Origin of the sequence: Photobacterium marinum, from assembly GCF_000331515.1 — a bacterium.
Taxonomy (GTDB): domain Bacteria; phylum Pseudomonadota; class Gammaproteobacteria; order Enterobacterales; family Vibrionaceae; genus Photobacterium; species Photobacterium marinum.
Genome location: NZ_AMZO01000037.1, coordinates 1 through 23,985, shown reverse-complemented (window position 1 = coordinate 23,985; position 23,985 = coordinate 1). Strand labels below are relative to the sequence as shown.

Annotated in this window: 22 protein-coding genes; 13 read left to right on the top strand and 9 right to left on the bottom strand. The window is 48.3% G+C overall.

What is annotated here, in order from left to right; genetic code table 11:
* The first annotated feature begins 63 nt into the window (after positions 1-63).
* The 5 genes from dnaE to C942_RS21450 all read left to right on the top strand — a co-directional run bounded on the left by dnaE (position 64) and on the right by C942_RS21450 (position 7,890).
* Entirely contained in the window at positions 64-3,543 is a 3,480-nt protein-coding gene (gene dnaE, locus C942_RS21470; protein ID WP_007470269.1) for a DNA polymerase III subunit alpha, read from the top strand.
* 56 nt (positions 3,544-3,599) lie between these two features.
* Positions 3,600-4,559: an acetyl-CoA carboxylase carboxyl transferase subunit alpha gene (gene accA / locus C942_RS21465; protein ID WP_007470266.1), complete on the top strand. Its 960-nt coding sequence runs from the start codon at positions 3,600-3,602 to the stop codon at positions 4,557-4,559.
* Positions 4,560-4,709: 150 nt separating this feature from the next.
* Positions 4,710-6,026, top strand: coding sequence for a tRNA lysidine(34) synthetase TilS (gene tilS, locus C942_RS21460; RefSeq protein ID WP_007470264.1), 1,317 nt, complete (start codon positions 4,710-4,712; stop codon positions 6,024-6,026).
* A 106-nt stretch (positions 6,027-6,132) separates the two neighbouring features.
* Positions 6,133-6,444 carry a c-type cytochrome gene (locus tag C942_RS21455; RefSeq protein ID WP_007470261.1) on the top strand — a complete coding sequence of 104 codons (312 nt, stop codon included), beginning with the start codon at positions 6,133-6,135 and terminating at the stop codon, positions 6,442-6,444.
* Between the two features lie 234 nt (positions 6,445-6,678).
* The gene (locus C942_RS21450) at positions 6,679-7,890 is read left to right on the top strand and encodes an aromatic amino acid transporter (protein ID WP_007470259.1); all 1,212 of its coding nucleotides are present in this window, start codon (positions 6,679-6,681) and stop codon (positions 7,888-7,890) included.
* A 121-nt stretch (positions 7,891-8,011) separates the two neighbouring features.
* Here the strand turns inward: C942_RS21450 and C942_RS21445 are convergent, their stop codons facing one another.
* The 6 genes from C942_RS21445 to tsaA form a co-directional block, all read right to left on the bottom strand.
* Positions 8,012-8,200 (bottom strand): DUF4250 domain-containing protein, encoded by a 189-nt coding sequence (locus C942_RS21445; RefSeq protein WP_007470256.1) that lies wholly within the window; start codon positions 8,198-8,200, stop codon positions 8,012-8,014.
* Between the two features lie 2 nt (positions 8,201-8,202).
* On the bottom strand, positions 8,203-8,406 hold the full coding sequence (locus C942_RS21440; protein ID WP_007470253.1) for a YaeP family protein: 204 nt from the start codon (positions 8,404-8,406) through the stop codon (positions 8,203-8,205).
* A 131-nt stretch (positions 8,407-8,537) separates the two neighbouring features.
* Positions 8,538-9,392: a GGDEF domain-containing protein gene (locus tag C942_RS21435; protein WP_007470250.1), complete on the bottom strand. Its 855-nt coding sequence runs from the start codon at positions 9,390-9,392 to the stop codon at positions 8,538-8,540.
* A gap of 93 nt (positions 9,393-9,485) precedes the next feature.
* Entirely contained in the window at positions 9,486-10,610 is a 1,125-nt protein-coding gene (locus C942_RS21430) for a patatin-like phospholipase family protein (RefSeq protein ID WP_007470248.1), read from the bottom strand.
* 217 nt (positions 10,611-10,827) lie between these two features.
* Entirely contained in the window at positions 10,828-12,546 is a 1,719-nt protein-coding gene (locus C942_RS21425) for a proline--tRNA ligase (protein WP_007470246.1), read from the bottom strand.
* 129 nt (positions 12,547-12,675) lie between these two features.
* A complete protein-coding gene (gene tsaA / locus C942_RS21420; RefSeq protein ID WP_007470244.1) occupies positions 12,676-13,377 on the bottom strand; it encodes a tRNA (N6-threonylcarbamoyladenosine(37)-N6)-methyltransferase TrmO in 702 nt (233 codons plus the stop codon).
* A 152-nt stretch (positions 13,378-13,529) separates the two neighbouring features.
* Between tsaA and C942_RS21415 the strand changes: the two genes are divergently transcribed.
* On the top strand, positions 13,530-13,793 hold the full coding sequence (locus tag C942_RS21415) for a type B 50S ribosomal protein L31 (RefSeq protein WP_007470241.1): 264 nt from the start codon (positions 13,530-13,532) through the stop codon (positions 13,791-13,793).
* A gap of 1 nt (position 13,794) precedes the next feature.
* Positions 13,795-13,938, top strand: a complete 144-nt coding sequence (gene ykgO / locus C942_RS21410) for a type B 50S ribosomal protein L36 (protein WP_007470239.1) — start codon at positions 13,795-13,797, stop codon at positions 13,936-13,938.
* A gap of 92 nt (positions 13,939-14,030) precedes the next feature.
* On the opposite strand, the gene C942_RS21405 is transcribed toward ykgO, so the two are convergent.
* The 3 genes from C942_RS21405 to metN form a co-directional block, all read right to left on the bottom strand.
* Positions 14,031-14,846 carry a MetQ/NlpA family lipoprotein gene (locus tag C942_RS21405; RefSeq protein WP_007470237.1) on the bottom strand — a complete coding sequence of 272 codons (816 nt, stop codon included), beginning with the start codon at positions 14,844-14,846 and terminating at the stop codon, positions 14,031-14,033.
* A 90-nt stretch (positions 14,847-14,936) separates the two neighbouring features.
* Positions 14,937-15,623 (bottom strand): methionine ABC transporter permease, encoded by a 687-nt coding sequence (locus tag C942_RS21400; RefSeq protein ID WP_007470235.1) that lies wholly within the window; start codon positions 15,621-15,623, stop codon positions 14,937-14,939.
* Positions 15,613-16,647 (bottom strand): methionine ABC transporter ATP-binding protein MetN, encoded by a 1,035-nt coding sequence (gene metN, locus C942_RS21395; protein ID WP_007470233.1) that lies wholly within the window; start codon positions 16,645-16,647, stop codon positions 15,613-15,615. The genes C942_RS21400 and metN overlap by 11 nt, the downstream gene beginning before the upstream one ends.
* Positions 16,648-16,970: 323 nt before the next feature.
* On the opposite strand from metN, the gene gmhB reads away from it, so the two are divergent.
* The 6 genes from gmhB to C942_RS21365 all read left to right on the top strand — a co-directional run bounded on the left by gmhB (position 16,971) and on the right by C942_RS21365 (position 23,779).
* Positions 16,971-17,525: a D-glycero-beta-D-manno-heptose 1,7-bisphosphate 7-phosphatase gene (gene gmhB / locus C942_RS21390; RefSeq protein WP_007470229.1), complete on the top strand. Its 555-nt coding sequence runs from the start codon at positions 16,971-16,973 to the stop codon at positions 17,523-17,525.
* Positions 17,526-17,930: 405 nt separating this feature from the next.
* Positions 17,931-18,956, top strand: coding sequence for an ABC transporter permease subunit (locus C942_RS21385; RefSeq protein WP_007470227.1), 1,026 nt, complete (start codon positions 17,931-17,933; stop codon positions 18,954-18,956).
* A 1-nt stretch (position 18,957) separates the two neighbouring features.
* Positions 18,958-20,001: an ABC transporter permease gene (locus tag C942_RS21380; RefSeq protein WP_036801420.1), complete on the top strand. Its 1,044-nt coding sequence runs from the start codon at positions 18,958-18,960 to the stop codon at positions 19,999-20,001.
* A 151-nt stretch (positions 20,002-20,152) separates the two neighbouring features.
* Positions 20,153-22,000, top strand: coding sequence for an extracellular solute-binding protein (locus tag C942_RS21375; protein WP_007470223.1), 1,848 nt, complete (start codon positions 20,153-20,155; stop codon positions 21,998-22,000).
* Between the two features lie 23 nt (positions 22,001-22,023).
* A complete protein-coding gene (locus C942_RS21370) occupies positions 22,024-22,899 on the top strand; it encodes an ABC transporter ATP-binding protein (RefSeq protein ID WP_007470222.1) in 876 nt (291 codons plus the stop codon).
* Positions 22,900-22,942: 43 nt separating this feature from the next.
* Complete coding sequence (locus tag C942_RS21365; RefSeq protein ID WP_007470220.1) at positions 22,943-23,779, top strand: ABC transporter ATP-binding protein; 837 nt, start codon at positions 22,943-22,945, stop codon at positions 23,777-23,779.
* Positions 23,780-23,985: the final 206 nt, after the last annotated feature.

The following is a 23,985-nucleotide window of genomic DNA, read 5'->3' as shown; positions in this document are numbered from 1 at the left end:
GATTATCAGCCTTTGGGCTATAATCGTCCCTTCGTATCAAGAACACATCATAACTGGTTAGTCATGGCTGAACCTCGTTTTATTCATCTTCGTGTCCATAGTGATTTCTCTATGGTGGACGGTCTGTCCAAAGTCCCGCCGTTGGTCAAAAAAGTCGCCGGTATGGGAATGCCAGCAATGGCACTGACAGATTTCACCAACCTGTGTGGTCTGGTGAAATTCTATTTCGCTGCCCACGGGGCGGGGATGAAGCCGATCATTGGTGCTGACTTTAAGGTTCAGTCGGAGGAAATGGGCGAAGAGCTGTTTGATCTGACGATCCTGGCAGCTGATAACGATGGTTATAAGAACCTGACGTTGCTGATCTCCGAGGCCTACCAGCGTGGTCATGTTCAGCATATGCCGGTTATTGATAAAGAATGGCTGGTAAACCATAAGCAGGGTTTGATCCTGCTGTCTGGTGGTAAGAGCGGCGATGTTGGTAAGGCATTGCTGAAAGGCAACCAGGGCATGGTTAACAGCTGTGTTGAGTTCTACAAGACTCATTTCCCGGATAGTTACTACCTTGAACTGGTTCGTACCGGTCGTGCCGATGAGGAAGCTTACCTGCATTTTGCCATTGAGCTTGCCGAGCAGGCGGAGTTGCCTGTAGTTGCAACCAATGATGTTTGCTTCCTGACCCCGGATCAGTTTGATGCCCATGAGATCCGGGTGGCTATCCATGATGGTTATACGCTGGCCGATCCGAACCGTCCAAAGCTTTACAGTGATCAGCAGTATCTGCGCAGTGAAGAAGAAATGTGTGAGTTGTTCTCGGACATTCCTGAAGCGCTGGAAAACAGTGTCGAGATTGCCAAGCGTTGTAATGTGACAGTTCGTCTGGGCGAATACTTCCTGCCGAACTTCCCGACCGGAGATCTGAGCACCGAAGACTTCCTGGTGGTTAAGTCTCAGGAAGGGTTGGAGCGTCGTCTGGCATTCCTGTTCCCTGATGAGGAGGAGCGTAAGCAACGCCGCCCTGAGTATGATGAACGTCTGCAGATTGAGCTGGACGTAATCAACCAGATGGGTTTCCCGGGTTACTTCCTGATCGTAATGGAGTTCATCCAGTGGTCGAAAGATAACGGGGTGCCGGTAGGGCCGGGACGAGGTTCCGGTGCTGGTTCCTTGGTGGCCTACGCGCTGGATATCACCGACCTGGACCCGCTGGAATTCGACTTGCTGTTCGAACGATTCCTGAACCCAGAACGTGTATCCATGCCCGATTTCGATGTCGATTTCTGTATGGATAAACGAGATCAGGTTATTGACCACGTCGCGGAAATGTATGGCCGGGATGCGGTATCTCAGATCATCACCTTCGGTACTATGGCTGCTAAGGCGGTTATCCGCGATGTAGGCCGGGTACTGGGGCATCCGTATGGTTTTGTCGATCGTATTTCCAAGCTGGTACCGGCTGAGCCGGGCATGACACTGGCGAAAGCCTTTGATGCTGAGCCGCAGTTACAGCAAACCTATGACTCCGACGAGGAAGTCAAAGACCTGATTGATATGTGTCGGGTACTGGAAGGGGTAACCCGTAATGCCGGTAAGCACGCCGGTGGTGTGGTTATTTCCCCGACCACAATTACTGATTTTTCGCCGTTGTACTGCGATGCCGAAGGTCATCACCCAGTTACCCAGTTCGATAAGAACGACGTGGAAACTGCGGGTCTGGTTAAGTTCGACTTCCTGGGTCTGCGTACCCTGACCATTATTGACTGGGCGCTGGGAATGATTAACCCGCGGCTGGAGAAGGAAGGTAAAGACCCGGTAAACATTGCGGCGATCCCGATGGCTGATACCAAGTCGTTCGCGATGTTGCAGCGTTCAGAATCGACGGCGGTATTCCAGCTCGAATCCCGCGGCATGAAAGATTTGATCAAGCGTCTGCAACCAGACTGCTTCGAAGATATGATCGCACTAGTGGCCCTGTTCCGTCCGGGTCCGTTGCAGTCGGGCATGGTAGATAACTTCATCGACCGTAAGCATGGTCGTGAAGCGGTATCCTATCCGGATGAAAAGTGGCAGCACGAATCGCTGAAAGAAATTCTTGACCCGACCTACGGCATTATCCTGTACCAGGAACAGGTTATGCAGATCGCCCAGGTATTAGCTGGCTATACTTTGGGTGGAGCGGACTTGCTTCGCCGTGCGATGGGTAAGAAAAAGCCAGAAGAAATGGCCAAGCAGCGTGCCATATTCGAAGACGGGGCGATCAAGAACGGCGTTGACGGCGAGCTGGCAATGAGGATCTTTGACCTGGTGGAGAAATTCGCAGGTTACGGCTTCAACAAATCCCACTCCGCTGCTTACGCACTGGTTTCTTATCAGACCCTGTGGCTGAAGGCACACTATCCAGCCGAATTCATGGCAGCGGTAATGACCGCCGATATGGATAACACCGATAAGATCGTCGGTCTGGTGGATGAATGTCACCGGATGAAGCTGAAACTGTTGCCGCCGGATGTAAACAAAGGCCTGTATCGTTTCAATGTCGATGATAAAGGTGCGATTGTTTATGGTATCGGCGCGGTAAAAGGTGTCGGTGAAGGCCCGATTGAAAATATCATCGAAGCCCGCGAGAAAGGTGGTCACTTTAAAGACTTGTTTGACTTCTGTGCCCGTATTGATACCAAGAAGGTGAACAAGCGGGTACTGGAGAAATTGATCAAGTCTGGTGCTTTGGACCGTCTGGGTCCTAACCGTGCTGCGATGATGGCATCGTTAGATGATGCTATCCGAGCGGCGAGCCAGCACCATCAGGCGGAAGCGTTCGGTCAGACCGATATGTTCGGCGTACTTACTGCCGCGCCGGAAGAAGTGGAACATGCATATGCCAATATTCCTGAGTGGCCTGAAAAAGTTTGGTTGGAAGGTGAACGTGACACCTTGGGTCTGTACCTGACCGGTCACCCGATCAATGTTTATGTGTCTGAGCTGAAACACTATACAACCTGGCGCCTGAAAGATGCTCATCCGACGGGGCGAGACAAAGTTGTTACTGTGGCTGGTCTGGTTATTGCCGCTAGGGTAATGACTACCAAGCGGGGAACGCGGATCGGGTTATTGACCCTGGACGATCGCTCAGGTCGAATGGAAGTCATGTTGTACTCGGATGCTCTGGATCGCTATCTGGATCTGATTGAAAAAGATAGAATTCTGGTTGTTTCCGGACAGGTCAGCTTTGATGATTTCAACGGTGGTCTTAAAATGTCCGCCCGTGAAGTGCTTGATATCTCAGATGCACGAGAAAAGCATCTGCGAGGACTTGCCATCTCTCTGACAGAGAGGCAAATTGATGAACAGTTTTTTGAACGCTTCAGCAAGGTGCTGGAGCCGCACCGCGCAGGTACAGTGCCTGTCAATGTGTATTATCAGCGCTCGAATGCGCGCGCCAAGTTGACCCTAGGGACGGAATGGCGTGTTACCCCGGCGGATCAGTTAATCTCTGATCTCAAAATTTTGCTGGGTGAAAAGCAAGTTGAGCTTGAGTTTAATTAAATTAGCCCATAGTTATTAAGCAGAATAATGATTGTGTGCAAAAGGATTGAAGTGGTATGAGCCTGAACTTCCTTGAGTTTGAACAGCCGATTGCGGAACTAGAAGCCAAAATCGAAGCGTTGCGTGATGTTTCGCGCCATGATGAGTCACAGTCGGTTGACCTCGAAAAAGAAATTGAACAGCTGGAAAAGAAGAGCCTTGAGCTGACCAAGAAAATCTTCGGTGATCTTGGTGCTTGGCAGGTTGCTCAGTTAGCCCGTCATCCACAGCGTCCGTACACCCTTGATTATGTTGAGCACATTTTCACAGAGTTTGATGAGCTGGCAGGTGATCGTGCATTTGCTGATGACAAGGCATTGGTTGGCGGTATCGCTCGTCTGGACGGTCGTCCGGTAATGGTGATCGGTCACCAGAAAGGTCGTGAAACCAAAGAGAAAGTATTGCGTAATTTCGGTATGCCAAAGCCGGAAGGTTACCGTAAGGCGCTGCGCCTGATGAAAATGGCTGAGCGTTTCAAGATGCCTATCATCACTTTCATCGACACAGCTGGTGCATACCCGGGTGTTGGTGCGGAAGAGCGCGGCCAGTCAGAAGCGATTGCAACTAACCTGAAAGAAATGGCAGGTCTGACAGTGCCTGTTATCTGTAACGTTGTTGGTGAAGGTGGCTCTGGCGGTGCTCTGGCTATCGGTGTGGGTGACTGTGTTAACATGCTGCAGTACTCAACGTACTCTGTGATTTCACCGGAAGGTTGTGCGTCTATCCTGTGGCGTGATTCAGATAAAGCGCCTCAGGCAGCAGAAGCGATGGGCATGACTGCTCAGCGCCTGAAAGAGCTTGAGTTGATCGACAATATCATCGAAGAGCCTTTGGGCGGTGCGCACCGAAACGTGCTTGCGATTTCTGATTCGCTGAAGAAGCAACTGCTGGCAACGCTTGATGAGCTTGAAGCTCTGGATACTGAAGCGCTGCTTGAGCGTCGTTACCAGCGCCTGCTGAGCTACGGTTACTGCTAATTACAGCAAAGCACAGAAACTGAATTTAACAGAACGGGTCAACTTAGGTTGGCCCGTTTTTTATTGGAGCGTTTGAGCTTGCCAATGTTTATGTGCATGAAGTGATATACTGCCCGCCAGTTAGTCCAATTTGTAATGAGTTTACCTTCGATGCTTTACTCCCGTTTTGCTTCCGGCCTTGAAACATATTGTGATAATCCCCGGCGTTTTGTCCTGGCATTCAGTGGCGGGTTGGACTCCCGGGTATTGCTGCACCTGATGGGGCAGTTTTTACGTCAGCATCCACAGCATCGTTGTCTGGCGGTTCATGTGCATCATGGCCTCAGCAACAATGCTGACTGCTGGAGTCAGCATTGCCTGGACTGGGCACAAGCTGAAGGAATTGATTGTGTTGTAGAGCGGGTTAACCTTGAACTGACTAACCGCCGCAGTGTTGAACAACTGGCGCGCGATGAGCGTTATAAAGCATTAAAAAAACATTTCCATCCGCAGGATATTCTGCTGACTGCCCAGCATGCTGATGATCAGCTGGAAACAGTTCTGTTGGCGCTTAAACGCGGCAGTGGCCCGGCCGGGTTGGCAGCGATGGCGGAATGTACGTCTTTTGCTGGTGGTTACCACCTACGGCCATTGCTTGGTGTTACTCGGCTGCAAATTGAAGAATATGGTCGCGCATGTCAGCTCGACTGGGTCGAAGATGAAAGCAATCAGGATACCCGTTACGACCGTAACTTCCTCCGTCACGAAGTTGCACCGCAGCTGATCGCGCGCTGGCCGGGGATTCGAAAGGCGGTCGCCCGCAGTGCGTCATTATGTGGTGAGCAGGATGCCCTGTTAGAGGAATTGCTGAGTGAGAAGCTGGATCAGGCAATGCATCACGATAAGAGTCTGATCATTTCGCAGCTGGGCTCGGAGCGGATCGGTAAGCAGTTAATTCGTCACTGGCTGGGGCGCTGTGGTGTGTTGATGCCTTCTCAGGCTCAGCTGGAACAGATCTGGCATTCAGTGGTTAATGCTAAGCCGGATGCCAATCCTCAGCTGTGCTGGAATCAGGTGCAGGTTCGCCGTTACCAGCAACGCTTATACCTGATAAAGCAGTGGCCGGATATTCGTCACTGGCAACAGGAGTGTCAGCTGGATCAGCCGTGTTGTTTACCACAGGATCTCGGTGTGCTGACATTGAAGCAAATCGGCCAGGGGCAGTTGCGAAAGCCGAAGCCGGGAGAGGTTGTGACTGTGCGTTTTGAACCAGAAGGCCTGGAAGTGAAACCATTCGGTCGCAGCGGTAAGCGTAAGATCAAGAAGCTGTTTCAGGAATATGGGGTGCCGAGCTGGAATCGTCGCCGTACCCCCTTGATTTATTATGGAGAAGAATTGGCTGCGGTTGCCGGGCTGTTTGTTGTCGAGGCGTTTCACGGCCGGGATTGTGACCTGGAGTGGCACAATGATACATCTGATGTGCAATGATAAGTCAAAGCATGCACAATTCTTATGTCTCTGATATTTGCTCAGGTTTTGCTCGCATCTGAGTCTGGCAGAGATATGGAATAAATCAGAATTATAAGAGGACACAATGAAGAAAGTTCTTGCACTCGCAGTGTTAGCTACAGTGATGTCAGCGCCTTCAATGGCTGCCGGTGATGCCGCAGCAGGCAAAGCGAAAGCCGCAGTTTGTTCTGCTTGTCATGGTGCAGATGGTATTGCCGTGATCCCGGGATACCCGAATCTGAAAGGCCAGAATGAACAGTATTTGGTAAATTCTTTGAAGGCATATAAAAATAAAGAGCGTACTGGGGCTATGGCGATGATGATGCAGCCTCAGGCTGCAATGCTCAATGATAATGATATCGCCAATGTTTCTGCCTATTTTTCACAAATGAAATAATTCGTTTTATCTGACGTTATTTCAGATCAGATAAAAGCTGAGTAAGCCGCCGATGGTAAATGCCGTCGGCGGCTTTTTTGTCTGTCCAGAAATTTGTGCTAGTGATAGTTCTTATGCAGAAATTTCGTTTGGTTGATTATATTTCGTCCAGTTGGTGATTCTGAGGTTGATTAAAAAAACGGTAGGTATTATTGTACTAGCACGCTGATACATTAACGTTGTCTAGGAGTCATTATGAGTAAACCATCCACACTTGGGGGGGCGTGTATTATCGCCAGTGTTTGTGTTGGGGCAGGCATGCTTGGGTTGCCAAGTGCAGGTGCGGGTGCGTGGACGTTATGGAGTGTGATCGCCATTTCTTTCACTATGATCATGATGACGCTTTCAGGCTGGTTACTGTTAGAAGCACTTAAGCATTATGAGCTTAAAGCTTCGTTCAATACTGTCGCCAAAGACGTATTAAGCAACAAGGTTAATTTTATCAATAACTTGTCGCTGTATTTTGTGGGCGGCATTCTGCTTTATGCGTATATTTCAACATCAGGCATGATTTTCAGTGAAATGCTGGGTGTTACACGTGAGTTGGCTTCAGTTCTGTTTGTTGCATTCTGCTCGGCCTTTGTTTTGCACTCTACCCGGGCTGTGGATCGTATTTCCATTGTGTTGATCCTCTTTATGATCATCAGTTTTGTGTTGGGCATTTCAGGACTGGCTTCGAATATCAGTGTGCCGGTCTTGTTTGCACAAGCTGAAGGTGAAACTTCTTATTCAGCCTATGCGTTAGCCCTGTTGCCGGTCGCGTTAACATCATTTGGTTACCACCATTCGGTGAGTACCATGCGTGATTACTATCAGGATGAGCACCGTGCCAAAAAAGCAATTCTTTGCGGTACTCTGATTGCTCTTACATTTTATCTGGGCTGGGTGATCTGTATTTTTGGCAATTTGCCGCGTGAGGAGTTTGGTCCTGTTGTGACTGCTGGTGGTGGTGTGGATGCTTTGATGTCGGCACTGACCTCAGCTATTGATTCAAACAGTATTAAACAAGCCCTGCATGTCTTTTCTATTGCTGCGATTGTGTCATCCTTCATCGGTGTTGGATTGGGTGTGTTCGATTACTTGGCTGACTTATTTGGTTTTGCTGATACCAAGCAAGGGCGACTAAAAACCTGGGGTGTGACGTTTATTCCGCCATTGGTGTTCTCGTTAGTGGCACCGTTTGGTTTTGTTGCTGCGATTGGTTTAGCTGGTGCTGCAGCTACTATTTGGACTTGTATTATTCCTGCTACGTTGGCAAAAACATTACGTCAACGAGTACCGGAACAAGATGGGTTTGTGGTTCCTGGGGGAAATGCGACGATTTATATGGTGATTGCATTCGGGGTACTGACAGCCGCTTTCCATCTACTGGCAATGTTGAATTTACTGCCTGTTTTTAAAGGCTAGTTTGATGGTGAAATAAACGCTGAATCACGTATCAGAGAATAAAAAACGGAAGCTTGAGCTTCCGTTTTTTGTTTGGTGCAGCTATCAGGGGGAAAAGATAGCTGCGTCATAAAAGTGAACTTTAGCGGAATTGCTTTGCTTCCGGCAGATAATCAAAACCGGCTTCAGCCAGACGGGCAACCAGCTTTTCCTTATCGATATCAAAGTACTTGACCAGACCGTCCAGGTCGCCGAAGTCATCACGGATCTTCATATTGACAATGCTCATCAGCATTACCGGATCCATGGTTTCAAAGCTTTTCAAATCCATTATCAATCCTCGTGATCACTCATTAGCAGGTTGGCTGCGGCAAAAGCGGCATTCTCACGGACGTCCTGAGGCAGTGCGTCATTAGCCGCAATATCGTTCAGAGTTTTAACGACACAGTGGATAGCATTGGGAATATAACCTTGCTCGCCACCGCCAATCTGGGCATAAGTCATGCGGATTAGTTCACAACATTCGTAGACTTTCATCGGTCTTCCTTTTAATTCGTTAACTCCCTATAGACACAGTGTATGTGCACATAGGGAGTGAACGAAAATAACTACTATACCAGAGGTTCGGCAGATGAATATATTTCAGCAAGGGGATTAGGTAAGAATGGTTATTTTTTACGCTTGTGGCGGTAGAGCATGCGATCGGCACGGTCGATAAGCACGGTCGGGGTATCGCCCTTATGGTATTGGGAAACACCACATGAGGAGCCTATTTGCAGAGTTCGCAGAGTCTGATCTTCGCTCATCAGCAGTTGAACACGCTTTGCAACATGAATGGCTGACTCATCAGTGGCCGGCTGAAGCAGAATCGCAAATTCGTCGCCACCGATGCGGTAACAACGGTCTGATGTACGGACTGATTGCTTGAGGATGGACGAAAAACGGCGGATCACCTTGTCACCGTCGAGGTGACCGAAGCGGTCATTTACCTGCTTGAAATTATCTAGGTCGAACATCAGCAGAGCCAAGCCGACATTACGACGTTCACTGAGGGCAACTGCCTGCTGCAAATCTTGTTCGAAACTATTGCGGTTGCCAAGACCCGACAGGTAATCGCGCAGGGCCATGTTTTTCACCCGACGGTACTCGATGGCATTCATCAAAGGGCCAGCAAACAGGCGGTGATAGGTATGGAGCAGGTTGATTTCGTCTTTATCCAGCGGATAAGGCGTCGAGTACTGGAGTTTGCCAAGGTCGTTTTCACCCAGGCGAAGAATAAAGGCCTGACGATAATCAGTGGCCTTGCCGCGACGAATCAGAGTAGAGGTTTCTTCCAGATCCCAAACCAGGCGGATGATATCGATTTGTTTCTCCACTTCACGGGCGAAGATTTCAAATAATAATCCGAGGTCGAGTTTTCCCTGGAACTTTTGCAGGAATAACAAGCGCTGATCAGCCCCAAGAGGTTTAGCCCTTGGTTTGTTATTTTCTGCGAAAATATTATTCCAGAGAGATTGATCCATATCGATGACAAAAAATTACAAGGGCATTAACTATAGGCAATTATTTAGCCATTTCAACACTTAGTGCATTTTTTTGTAAATAATTTACTGATTTTATTTTAGAAAGTTGCGAAGGATCGCTTCTTTTTCCAGCGCATCTTGATAACCCAACTCAATTAGAGCATGAATATATGCTGGCTCAAACAGGATATAGCTGGTTATAGCAGCATCATCTCTCGGGCTGATGCCGATTAGCCGCATGAGTGTCCGAGTCATAGGTGGCATATGGCAATAGTATTTGCGTGCCAGTGGTTCGAAGGATTGGCTGGGGGATAGGTGAACATGCTCAACGATTTTCATCCCCAGTTTTTTTTGTTGTTTGGTTGGCAGGGCATGAAGAAGGGCATTGGTGCGCGACAGGTGTTCGAGATCGGCGGTCAGGGTATCACTGAAAATGGTATCCATCAGGTGACCACCTAAGGTAGCAAGACCAGGGGCTTTGGTATAGTCCTTTTCATCGAGTTTCTGGTTGATAAGATCGATGATTAAAATTTTATCGGCCCCCATTTTCAGTGATGGGCGCAGTGGTGCCAGCTGGTGGATTGAACCGTCGCCGTAGTACGACTGTCCTATCCGGGTGGCCGGGAATACTAACGGGATAGCGGCTGATGCCAGCAGGTGTTCGGTGGTGATCAGGGAGCGGCGGCCTTTGGATTTTGCCCGGTCCCAGTCGGTTAGTGCTTGCTGGCCTTGGAAGAAGCTGACGGACTGGCCACTTTTATAGCTGGAAACCGTAACGGAAATACCGTGAAGGTTACCAGCCAAGATCTGTTTTTCCAGTCGCTCGTAGTTGTTGACCTGATTGAGTAACTGGCGCAGCGGGCGGTTATCCAGCAGTCCGAAAGGTGGCCTGTCATGGTGTTCAGCCTGAAGGCGGGCGAACCACTGATTCATCAGGTGCCCGGTCATACCTAGAGTACTGGCTCTGAATATCCGACGGCTGTGTAGGCGAGCCCAGATCCACTCTAACTTTTTGACGCCAAGACGAAAACAGGAAGCGTAGCTGGCAATGGCTGTCACGTTAATTGCACCGGCCGAGGTGCCGCAGTAAATCGTAAACGGACTGTGGTGGACGCGTGGATACCACTCGGAAATCGCTTTCAGCACTCCGACCTGGTAGGCCGCCCGAGCACCGCCTCCCGATAATAATAAGCTGATTTTCGGCTTATCCTTTGCCATTCAACTGTTTCTCTGCCTGTTATTCTTTCTTCTAACTATACAAGGTAATACCAAACCGAATCGAGAACTCAGGTCACAGGACAGGCGGTGCTTGTAATCATCGGAGCAGTTGGAAGGGGCTGCGCTGCAGCTGGGGTTGAATGGTTGAGAAGTTTTTTGGTTCCGGGAAAATAAAAAAGCCTCCGTGAGGGAGGCTTTTGTCAGCATCTGCTCAGACTTATTTAGCCAGCTTCTGCTTAATGAATTCAACGATATCTGTAACAGCTACGCCTTCTTTAGTGCCGGCACGACGGTCTTTGTATTCCATCTCGCCATTTTCAAGGCTGCGGTTACCGATAACGATAGTGTGCGGGATACCGATCAGTTCGTGATCCGCAAACATTACGCCCGGACGCTCTTTACGGTCGTCGAACAGTACGTCGATGCCAGCTGCAGTCAGATCAGCGTACAGCTTCTCAGCTGCTTCTTTAACTTCTTCAGACTTCGCCATGTTCATCGGTACGATAGATACCTGGAACGGTGCAATCGCATCTGGCCAGATGATGCCGTTTTCGTCGTTGTTCTGCTCGATTGCAGCAGCAACTACACGGGTACAGCCAATGCCGTAACAGCCCATTTCCATGATAACGTTCTTGCCGTCTGGGCCAAGAACAGAAGCGTTCATTGACTCTGAGTAGTTGTTACCCAGCTGGAAGATGTGGCCAACTTCGATACCGCGTTTCAGCATCAGGGTACCTTTACCGCATGGGCTTGGGTCACCTTCAACTACGTTACGCAGATCTTCAACCTGACCCAACTCAACGTCGCGGCTCCAGTTGATACCGAAGTAGTGTTTGTCATCGATGTTTGCACCGGCACCGAAGTCGCTCATTACAGCAACAGCGCGGTCAACGATAAATGGTACAGGCAGGTTAACAGGACCCAGAGAGCCAGGACCCGCGTTAACTAGTGCGCGAATTTCATCTTCAGTTGCGAATTCCAGCGGAGAAGCAACGCAAGACAGGTTCTCTGCCTTGATTTCGTTCAGCTCGTGGTCACCACGGATGATCAGTGCAATCAGATCAGCTTCAACTTCGTCAGACGCTTTAACAAACAGAGTCTTAACTGTTTTCTCAATCGCGATACCGTGCTGTTCAACCAGCTCGGCGATAGTCTTCGCGTTTGGCGTATCAACCAGCGTCATTTCCATCGTTGGTTCAGCACGCTCAGTTGCAGGTGCAAGCGCTTCAGCTTTCTCGATGTTGGCTGCGTAGTCAGACTCAGTCGAGAAGGCAATCAGGTCTTCACCGCTTTCTGCCAGCACGTGGAACTCGTGAGAACCAGAACCACCGATAGAACCGGTATCAGCTAGTACAGGACGGAAATCCAGACCCATACGGTTGAAGATGTTGCAGTATGCCTGATGCATAGTTTCGTACGTTTCAACCAGGCTCTCTTTGTCCAGGTGGAAAGAGTACGCATCTTTCATGATAAATTCGCGTGAACGCATCACACCGAAACGTGGGCGAACTTCGTCACGGAACTTAGTCTGGATCTGATACAGGTTCAGTGGAAGTTGTTTGTACGACTTCACTTCGTTGCGAACCATGTCTGTGATCACTTCTTCGTGCGTAGGACCCAGAACGAACGGTCGGTCGTGGCGATCAGCGATACGTAGCAGCTCGGGACCGAATTTGTCCCAGCGACCGGTTTCAACCCAAAGCTCAGAGGGCTGAACTACGGGCATTAGCGTTTCTACTGCACCTGCTTTGTTCATTTCTTCACGAACAATGTTTTCGACCTTACGCAGAACACGCAGACCTGTAGGTAGCCAGGTATAAAGACCTGAAGCCAGCTTACGGATCATACCTGCACGTAGCATCAGCTGGTGGCTGATGATTTCTGCGTCGTTTGGAGTCTCCTTCAGCGTTGAAAGAAGATATTTACTGGTACGCATTGATGGTATCCGTTGGTTGATAAGAAGTAGTTGTTGGTAGGCGGGATTTTCCCGCACCGCTTGAGAAGCGATAACCGCATATACTACCAGCCAAATGACTATTCGCCAAAGAGAACAAGCCGGAGATTGTTATTCTTCGGTGACTTCAAGGGCGGTAACGGTCACCTGCTCGTTATTTACTGTAAATCTGACATTGTAATTAAACAAGTGAACCGCGTACTCCTTGTCGTCCGGTTTGCCTTTTTTATAGGCCGGGCGGGGATCTTGCGCTAACACTTCAGAAATCACAGCTTTCTGGTGCTCTCCCCGGCGTCCGGTCAGTTGTCTTGCGGCTTCCTTCAGGAAAATGACGTCAAGAGTGTCTGGCTCTTCGGTGGCAAAACCGCCGTGGGCGTGTGGCAGGCTGTCCGAGTAGGGAATGTAAGGTTTGATATCGACAATCGGTGTTCCGTCCACTAGATCAACGCCACCCAGTTCGATGATGACATCACTGCCTTCCTGGCGAACACCTTTGAGTTCGACCGCTGACATACCGATACCGTTAGGGCGGAACGTTGCCCGGCTGGCAAACACACCGATTCGTTCGTTACCGCCCAGACGCGGTGGGCGAACGGTCGGACGCCAGCCCGCTTCAAGGTTTTGATCAAACAGGAACAGTAGCCATAGGTGGCTGAATTGCTCTAGCCCACGTACCGCTTCAAGGGCATTGGCTTCACCCTGAAGCACGATTTCCGAGCGGGCACTGGGTACTAACCCCGGCTGGCGTGGTACTGCAAACTTCTCTTTATAAGGGGAGCGGATAATCCCAACCGGTTCAATTTGATAGCTCATCTGGATAGCGTCCTGATTCATTTGACGCAGAAAATAGCATAAAAAATCAAATTAAAGCTTGATGAGAATTATTATCAAATGATATGTTATAACATATCTCGAGCGAAAGCCTTATTCTTTGAGAATAAGCAAAGTTATTTGAGGATCAGAAAATGAAACCAGGTATTCACCCCGAGTATCGAACCGTTGTGTTCCACGACACCAGTGTTGATAAATACTTTCTTATTGGTTCAACCCTGAAAACCGACAAGACCATCACCTGGGAAGATGGTAAGGAATACCCGTATTTTACCCTGGATGTGTCGTCGGAATCACATCCGTTCTACACCGGCAAGCAACGAGTGATCAGCACAGAAGGCCGAATGGCTAACTTCACCCGCCGTTTTGGTCAGTTTGGTAAAAAGAAAGGAAACTAAGATGCAAGTTCTGAGCTCGCTGAAAAGTGCTAAAAGCCGTCATCGTGATTGCCAGGTTGTTAAGCGTCGTGGTCGCCTGTACGTTATCTGTAAGTCGAACCCTCGCTTTAAAGCCGTGCAGGGCCGGGTGAAAAAGAAAAAATAACGGCAGAAGAAAGACAGATAAAAACAATAAGCCCCTCAACTGAGGGGCTTATTGTTATAAGTTGATTGTTTTAGCTATCAGGCAAGTAGTGATTACCAGCCTTTAACGACGCCACCTTGGAAGATATCTTTCGCTGCTTCATAGACAGTTTCAGACTGGTAAGCCTTAACAAAGGTTTTAACGTTTTCAGCTTCAACGTTGTCCTGGCGGGCAACAATCAGGTTCACGTAAGGAGACTCTTTGTCTTCAACGAATACACCGTCACGATCAGGTGTCAGGTTGATGCTGCTGGCATAGGTGGTGTTGATGATCGCAAGCTGAACATCGTCAAGAGAGCGAGGCAGCTGTGCTGCTTCCAGTTCAACGATTTTCAGGTTCTTCGGATTTTCGACGATATCCAGAACTGTTGCAGTCAGGCCTGCACCGTCTTTCAGTTTCAATAAGCCTTGCTGTTGAAGTAGCAGCAGAGAGCGGCCAAGGTTAGTCGGATCGTTAGGAAGTGCAATCTGATCACCTTCTTTCAGCTCGTCAATTGCTTTGATTTTGCTGGAGTAGGCGGCAATCGGATAAACAAAGGTATTACCGGCAATCGCAAACTTATAGCCGCGGTCAGTTACTTGCTGATCCAGGTACGGTTTGTGCTGGAATGCGTTGATATCGATTGAACCTTCTTCCAGCGCCGCATTTGGTGAGACGTAGTCGGTGAAGGTGATAAGTTCGACATCCAGGCCGTATTTGTCTTTAGCTTCCTTGGCTGCCACTTCTGCAACCTGGGCTTCCGCGCCCGCCATTACCCCAATTTTAATTTTGCTGTTATCAACCACCGCTTCTTTCTCGCCACAACCGGCCAGAATGAGTGCTGATGCCAGTCCTGCGACCGCAAAAAGATTCTTAAGATTAAATGCCATGATACTTCTCCTTAGAACTGGGGATTTTCCGTAAATCTAAAATGTTAAGTGTTATTGATGGTTGTTATTTGTGCCAATTAAAACACGGGATTATCTGTGGTCGACTCGTTTGACAAGGTGGTCGCCGAGTGACTGGATTAGCTGAACCAGTACAACCAGCATGATGACGGTAATAAGCATGACGGTTCCGTCGAAACGCTGGTAGCCGTAACGGATACCGACATCACCTAAGCCACCGCCGCCGACAGTTCCGGCCATGGCTGAGTAGCTCACCAGGGTAACCAGGGTGATGGTGACTGCGTTGATGATGCCCGGCAGGGCTTCAGGCAGCAGTACCTTGCTGATGATCTGGCGCGGGGTTGCGCCCATTGCCTGTGCGGCTTCAACCAGTCCGCCCGGTACTTCCAGCAGAGCCCCTTCGACCAGACGGGCAATAAACGGAATGGCGCCGACTGTCAGCGGAACGATAGCAGCCGCGGTACCGATTGAGCTGCCGACAACAAACCGGGTAAACGGAATAATGGCGACCAGCAGAATAATGAACGGGATCGAACGGCCGATATTGGTAATGGTTCCCAGTATCTGGTTGAGTGCCTTGTTTTCCAGTAAGCCGTTTTTCTTGGTCAGGTGCAGGGCGACACCGGCCGGGATACCAATTGCAAAACCGATCAGGCCGGAGACAAACACCATTACCAGGGTTTCACCCAGAGCGCTGATCAACAACTCAATCAGGCGTTCGTTGGTTAGCCACCAGTTAGTTATAGATTCAAGCAACATAACCCAGCACCTCTACATTAACTTTGTGATCTCGAAGGAAAGCAATGGCCTGATCGGCAGCCTGCTCGGTACCGAAAAATTCGGCCAGCATGAGGCCGAATTTGACCCCTCCGGCGTAGTCCATGTCGGAGCTTAGAATGCTGATGTCGATGTTAAATTCGCGGGCAACCTGGCTGATCAGCGGAGCATCGACGGAGTTGCCGGTAAACTCCAGCCGCACCAGTGGGTAGCTGTTGCTAATTCGGGCTTCAACCAGGCGAGCCTGGTAATCTTCAGGAATAGACAGATCCAGTGTCGAGCGAATAAAACTGCGCGCCAGATCGGTTTTCGGATGGGCAAAAATTTCACCTACCGGACCTTTCTCAACCAGCTCACCGCCGCCGATGATCGCTACCTCTGAACAGATGCTTTTCACCACATCCATTTCATGGGTGATCAGCAAGATTGTCAGGTTAAGCTTGCGGTTGATCTCTTTCAGTAATTCCAGAATTGACTGAGTGGTCGCCGGATCCAGGGCGCTGGTGGCTTCATCACACAGCAGCACTTTTGGATCAGAAGCCAGAGCGCGGGCAATGGCCACTCGTTGTTTTTGACCGCCACTGAGGTTGGATGGGTAAGACTGACTTTTGTCTGCCAGCCCGACCAGCTGAAGCAGTTCACTGACCTTGTTTTTGATTTCCGTTTTGCCTTTACCTGCCAACTCAAGCGGCAGGGCAATGTTGTCGAAAACCGTGCGTGAAGACAGTAGGTTGAAATGTTGGAAAATCATGCCGATTTTACGGCGGGCCAACGTCAGTTCCTGATTAGAAAGCTGGGTTAAATCAATACCGTCCACAATAACGTGGCCGCTGGTTGGCTTTTCAAGCAGGTTGACGCAGCGGATCAAGGTACTTTTACCTGCCCCTGATGATCCGATTACGCCGAAAATGGTGCCCTGTTCAATGGCCAGGTTGATATCACGTAGTGCGTTGATCTCCCTGTCACCCTGATAGAACACTTTATTAACTCTGTTTATTTCTATCATCGAACTTCCTGAACCGTATACCTGTTAAAACACAAAGTTTGAAAAGTTAACCCTCTGTCATTCAAGGTATATCGTAATGCTAAATGTTGTGTTTACATTGTCATTGTTATGTGCGAAAAGTGTTTCTGTTCGCAGCCGATTTCTTGATGCTAGGGTGTCTAGACGTCTAAGTCAATAGATATTTTTACGTCCAGACGTCCAAACGTCTTTGTGGGCTTTGTTTGTCTGGTTAATTGTGTTGTGCTTAATCGCGATAAACAGATGAATCCCTGTCTTAGCCATGCCATAATTTGCCTTAATATATATAGACAGAGGGCTAACTTTTGGCCAAACCAGCAGTTTTTATCGACCGTGACGGAGTGATTAATGTCGATCATGGTTACGTTCATACCGTTGATGACTTTGAATACGTTGAAGGCGTTTTTGAAGCGTGCAAGAAGCTCAAAGATATGGGGTACTTGCTTGTTCTTGTAACAAACCAGGCGGGTATTGCCCGTGGTATGTATACGGAAGATGAATTCCTGACTCTGACTGAGTGGATGGACTGGAATTTTGTTGATAACGGCGTTGAGTTTGACGGTATTTATTACTGCCCTCACCATCCAACCGAAGGTAAAGGCGATTATCTGCAAGATTGTAACTGTCGTAAGCCTAAACCAGGTATGTTCATTTCTGCCCGAGATTTCCTGAAAATCGATATGGCGAATTCGGTCATGATTGGTGATAAGACCGACGACATGAAAGCGGCTGAAGCGGCTGAAGTCGGTACTAAGATCCTGGTTCGTACCGGCAAGCCGGTTACCGAAGAAGGCGAAGCGCTGGCGAGCGTTGTTCTTGACAGCGTGGCAGATGTGCCGGCTTGGCTGGCCTCGCGCTAATTGCTTACAGATTCAGTGAAAAGGTCGCTTCGGCGGCCTTTTTTGTACTCTCACTTTTTTATCCCACCATATTTTCACTAATACCAAACTGAACAATAATCTGGCCTATCAGCGAGAATTAAAAGGCACAGATACAAGGCACTTGATTGTAGATGTATTCATATCCATCAAAATCAAGTAACACAGTAGGTGTGCCTTTTAAACTCGCCCTTCGGGAGCACTTAAGCCGCTCGATAACTGCCCCAAATTGCTTTGATGTAGAACGACTATATCTTCATCAATTTGGGTTGTTCTCAAACCGCTGAGAGTGCTCTGATTGGATCAGACTATTATTCAGTTTGGTATAACTTACTGCTATCTTTAAAAAATCGTAAGCGGCAATTTTGACAAGGAGTTCGTCATTAAATGTTGTCTTATATCCTGCGACGGATAGCTTTGGTGGTGCCGACGTTTATCGGTATTACTATCCTGATTTTTGCCATTACCCGCTTGGTGCCCGGTGGGCCGGTTGAACGTATGCTGGCCGAGATGCAGGCGCAAAGCAGCGGGCCTTCATCGTTGTCTTCCTCTGCGGAAAGTAATGCGTTATCCGATGATCAGATTGCTGAACTGAATGCTTTCTATGGCCTGGATAAGCCTGTGTTTGAAGCCTACTTTGAATGGTTGGGTAAGATACTGGTGCTGGATCTGGGGGAATCAACCCGCTATTACGAGCCTGTGCTGGATATGATCATGGAGCGATTGCCTGTCTCTCTGTTTTATGGAGGGATGACGTTTTTCATCAGCTATTTTATCTCCATCCCGCTCGGCTACTATAAAGCTCTAAAGCACGGCAGTGTCTTTGATTCTTCAACCTCGGTGCTGATTTTTATCGGTTATGCGTTGCCGGGCTATGTCGTCGGTGTCTTGCTGATCACCTTGTTCAGCTATCACCTTGAATGGTTTCCGATGGGTGGTTTTGTCGGGGATGATTTTGAGGATCTCGAAACCTTTTTTGAGAAGCTCAGGGATTTAATGTGGCATGCCGCACTGCCGTTGGTGTGCTATCTCATCGGTGATTTTGCCACCCTGACGATGACGATGAAAAATAATCTGATGGAAAACCTGTCATCAGATTATATCCGCACGGCAATAGCCAAAGGTCTGCCATTCAAAACAGCGGTACGAAAACACGCTTTGCGTAACAGCCTGATTCCGGTCGCCAGCCATTTCGGTAATTCCCTGTTGTTTTTCATGACAGGTTCTTTTCTGATTGAAGTGATTTTTAACATCGATGGAGTCGGACTACTCGGTTACGAGTCAATCATGGAGCGTGATTATCCGGTGGTCATGGGGATCGTTGCGATCAATGCGGTATTACTGATGCTGGGAAATATCCTTTCGGATATTTGTGTTGCGCTGGTGGATCCGCGCGTTAAGTTCGGAGCCTGATATGTTGAAGCTGAATCCCTTAACGATCAAAAAGATCCGGCGTTTCAAATCCATTCGTAGGGGATATTGGTCTTTTGTGTTGCTGATAAGCCTGCTGATATTGTCGCTGTGTGCTGAAGTCCTGCTCAACAGCAAGGCGCTAGTGGTGAAATATAACGGCCAGTACAGCTTTCCTGTCTTTCGCGGCGTGATCGCAGGCAGCGAATACGGATTAGGATACCAGCAAGAAACTCGCTACCGCGAGCTGCAGTCTCTGTTTGAGCAAGAGGGCGGGGACGATTTTGTCATCATGCCATTGGTTCCCTGGAATCCGCTGGAGCAGGATTTCAGCGGTGACTACCCGCCTAATCCGCCGAGCTGGGAAGATAAACACTATCTGGGAACCGATACGATTGGCCGGGATATTCTTGCCCGACTGATTTACGGGTTCAGGATTGCGATGGGCTTTGCACTGCTGACAATGATTGCTTCTTATACCATTGGTATCGCTGTGGGTTGTGCGATGGGATTCTTCGGCGGCAAGTTTGATTTGCTGGTTCAGCGCTTCATTGAAGTCTGGTCTATGGTGCCGTTTCTTTATGTCATCATGATTTTGGTTTCTGTCACTCAACCGACATTCACCTTGTTTGTTGCTATTAACGTGCTGTTTGGCTGGATGGGAATGACCTGGTACATGCGAACCATGACCTATAAAGAATCCGCCCGTGAATATGTTATGGCTGCCAAGGCGATTGGTGCATCAACAGCAAGGATCGTTTTTACCCATATATTGCCTAATACCATGGTGATGGTGGTGACACTGGCTCCCTTTACGATTGCTGCCAATATTACAGCCCTGACCGCGTTGGATTACCTGGGGCTCGGGTTAATGCCGCCGACCCCAAGCTGGGGTGAATTGCTACAACAAGGGAAATCTAATCTGGATTCTCCATGGATTGTGATTTCTGTGGTCAGCGCGATTGTCGCTGTGCTGGTAATGGTGACCTTTATTGGTGAAGCCATTCGGGCGGCTTTTGATCCCAAGAAATTTACCCGCTATGTCTGAGTTATCTCCTATAACGTTGTGATAGAGCTGATAATTACAGTCAGCCTGTTTCCGGATAAATAACGGCAACAGGGTTTCGAGTGAGAGATGACGGATTTAGGCTAAATTTATCATTAGCGGTAAGTTTTTATGGCAGGACAAGGATGTAATTATGCTGAAGATGTTGAAGTTCGGACTGATTGTGATCTTGCTGGGTACGGGGTGGTCACCACATGCAGTGGCACAGTCAGAGGTGATGCTGCCGGAAGGACTACAATGGGAGTCTAACTCTGAAGAACCGTTGTTTGCTTCACCGAATGCCATTTTTGGCGGCACTTTCCGAACTTATATCGAGAGCTTTCCTCAAACTTTCCGGATTGTCGGCCCGGATTCCAATGGGCGCTTCCGTTCTTGGTTATTAGACAGCCGACCGGCTTCGGTAACTCGCCATCCAATTACCAACAAATGGATACCGGATATCGCAACGCACTGGGCTTATGGGGATGATGATAAAACCGTCTACTTTCGAATCAATCCGAAAGCCCGTTGGTCGGATGGAAAACCTATTACGGCCGATGATTATGTTTTTGTGCTGACTTTGATGCGCTCCAAAGACATTGTCGCTCCCTGGTACAACAAGCACTATACCGAACAGGTCGAAGATATTATTAAGTTTGGTGAGCATACGTTTGCCGTGGTATCGGCCGTTAGGCGAAACAAAGATGAGCTTATGTTATATGCCAACCTGCAACCTCGTCCGGCACATTTCTATAAGCCGAAAAACGATAAGAACAGGGATGGTGTCGATGACAATTTTGTCCGTCGTTATAACTTCAAGGCTGAGCCGGCAGCCGGACCTTACTATGTTGATGACATAAAGAAAGGAAAATCAATCACCTTTAAGCATGTTGGGAAAAGTTGGTGGGGTTACAGCAATCGCTACTATAAGCACCGTTATAACGTTGAGAAAATACGGCTTAAGGTGATTCGGGATAAAGATATCGCTCGTCAGCATTTTGAAAAAGGTAATCTGGATAGCTTCTGGCTCGACACACCAGAGCTTTGGCATGAGAAAACCAATACCGAAGCTTATCGTAAAGGCTATATTCATAAATTCTGGGGTTATAACCAGGTACCAATTGGTGCCGGTGGTTTATGGCTCAATACCGCCAGACCTTACTTGAATAATTTAGATATTCGCAAAGGCGTGTTTCATGCCATCGATTTTGACGGCTTGATTCAGAAGGTGCTCAGAGGGGATTTGCAGCGTAAGCCTAACGGGGTCGGAGTCGGGCAGGGGGACTACACCAATACAGGTATTCAGGCTCCGCAGTTTGATCCTGATTTAGCGGCTGAATATTTTGTAAAAGGCGGTTTCGATAAGATTGGATCAGATGGTATTCGTATCAATAGTAAAGGTGAGCGCCTGACTTTTGCAGTTACCTATTCCCGACCTACTTACAGTCCTCGGGTTGCTTTTCTTAAGGAGCAGGCAAAGCAGGCTGGATTAGAATTGACGCTGAACCTGATTGATGGCTCTTCGGCATTTAAGTATGTCCTCGAGAAAAAACACGAGTTGTCTTTCCATGATATGAGCTCCGGGGAGATCCCGGCGTATTGGCAATATTTCCACTCCGACAATGCCAATAAACCCCAAACCAATAATTTCACGAATTACAGTTCCGATGAGCTCGATGCTCTTATCATGGCTTATCGGTCCGAGTTTGATTTAGAAAAGAAGAAAGCTATTTCGCGTCAAATCCAGCAGAGAGTTGCGGATGCTGCTGTGGTGCTCCCGGGGGCGATGAGAACCTATGCCCGCGAAGCTCATTGGCGATGGGTAAAATATCCGACGCCAGCCATGACAAAGTTGACGGAATACCTGTTTTCCTCTGGCGCGGCTTTAGACTTTGGAACCTACTGGATTGATCCTGAAATTAAAAAAGAAACTAAGTCGGCAATGAAAAAAGGAAAGACATTTGAGCCCATCACTGTGGTGGATAACACGTATAAGTTGTGAGTCGACTGATGGAGAGGCGAGATATGCCAACAGATGAAGTAATTCTGCAAGTAAAGGATCTGGAGGCTGAATTTATCACCGATGACGGCGTTGTCAGGATTCTCCATGGTGTTGATCTTGATATTAAAAAAGGACGCACTCTGGGTTTAGTCGGGGAGTCTGGTTGCGGCAAAAGCGTGACTGCGATGTCAATTATGGGGCTGCTGCCCAAACCTTATGGACGGGTGACACAGGGGCAGATTCTCTATAAAGGAAAAGATTTACTTCGCCTTCCCTCAGACCAAATGTATACCATGCGAGGTAATCATATTTCTATCGTGTTTCAGGATCCGATGACGGCACTTAATCCTGTTCAGACAGTAGAAAATCAAATAAATGAAGTGTTGGCGTTACACCGATCGGATCTCAATAAAAAGCAACGTTCAGCTTACGCTTTGGAAATGCTCACGAAAGTTAAAATTCCCATGCCGGAAAAACGACTTAAGGAGTATCCGCATAACTTATCAGGCGGAATGCGTCAGCGAGTCATGATTGCGATGGCACTGGCATGTAAGCCAGACATCCTGATTTGTGATGAGCCGACGACGGCGCTGGATGTAACAGTTCAGGCATCGATTTTGGATTTGATGATTGAGTTGCAGGAAGAAACCGGTATGGCAATGTTGTTTATTACCCATGATCTCGGTGTTGTGGCTGAAGTCTGCGATGACGTGGCAGTGATGTATGGCGGCAAGATTGTTGAAACTGCCGATGTTTTCGAGCTTTTTGATAATCCGCAGCATCCCTATACCGAGCGGTTGTTGGGTTTGATGCCTGGGTTGCGTCATGAGCCAAAGCAATTGATTGAGATTAAGCCGATAGATACGGCTTGTTTTCCTGAATTCAAAAGTCAGATTTGATTGTATTCGAGCCGAAGAACGCCTGAGGAATAGCGAGGGATGAATGGAAGAAATCCTCAGAATTGAAAATTTGAAGCAACATTTCGTCTCTGGGCGGGGAATCTTTAAAAGAGGTTATATCGTCAAAGCCGTCGATGGTGTGTCCTTTTCTGTTGCTCAAGGGGAAACTCTCGGGCTGGTGGGAGAGTCTGGCTGTGGTAAGAGCACGCTGGGACGTACAATTCTGAAATTGTATGAACCGACAGAAGGACGAATCTTTTTTGATGGGCGAGATATTACTGAACTGTCAGTAAAACAGATGCGTCCGATCCGTAAAGACATGCAGATTGTCTTTCAGGACCCGCTTGAGTCACTCAACCAGCGCCATACCGTCGGCATGATTCTGGAAGAGCCTTTTATCGTGCACAAGATGGGAACATATACTGAGCGTAAAGCTTGGGTTAAGGCGCTATTGATTAAAGTCGGTTTAGAAGAATCAGCGGCGGATCGTTATCCTCATGAGTTTTCAGGAGGGCAGAGGCAACGTATCGGTATAGCCCGGGCGATTGCATTAAAACCGAAGCTGTTAATTTGTGATGAATCCGTATCGGCTCTTGATGTATCAGTACAGGCTCAGATTTTAAATCTGTTGCTGCGTCTGCAAAGCGAGATGGACTTGGCGATCATTTTTATCTCGCATGATTTATCGGTAGTTAGGCATGTTGCCGATCGGGTTGCCGTGATGTTTAAGGGGCGGCTCGTTGAACTAGATGCGGTGAATGCTATCTTTGATTCACCACAGGCTGACTATACTAAGACCTTATTGTCGGCAATACCTGTTACCCATCCAAGGGACAGAAAGCGAAAAAAGCCTAAGCTGGCGTCAGGACATATTGCTTAGAATGAAGCGTCGGGAAGTTTTAATAGTAAAGTTGTTACTCAATTGCACAAAAATACCTCCTTTGCTCTAACTTTGTGCGCTTGAGGTGTTTTTTAGAAAAAAACGCAAAAAAACTATTGCGCACTTTTAAAATCGCCCTATAATTCGCTCCCGTTGTCACGACAAATGTTCATAGCGAACAAAGTGATAACCAAGTTCTTTAACAA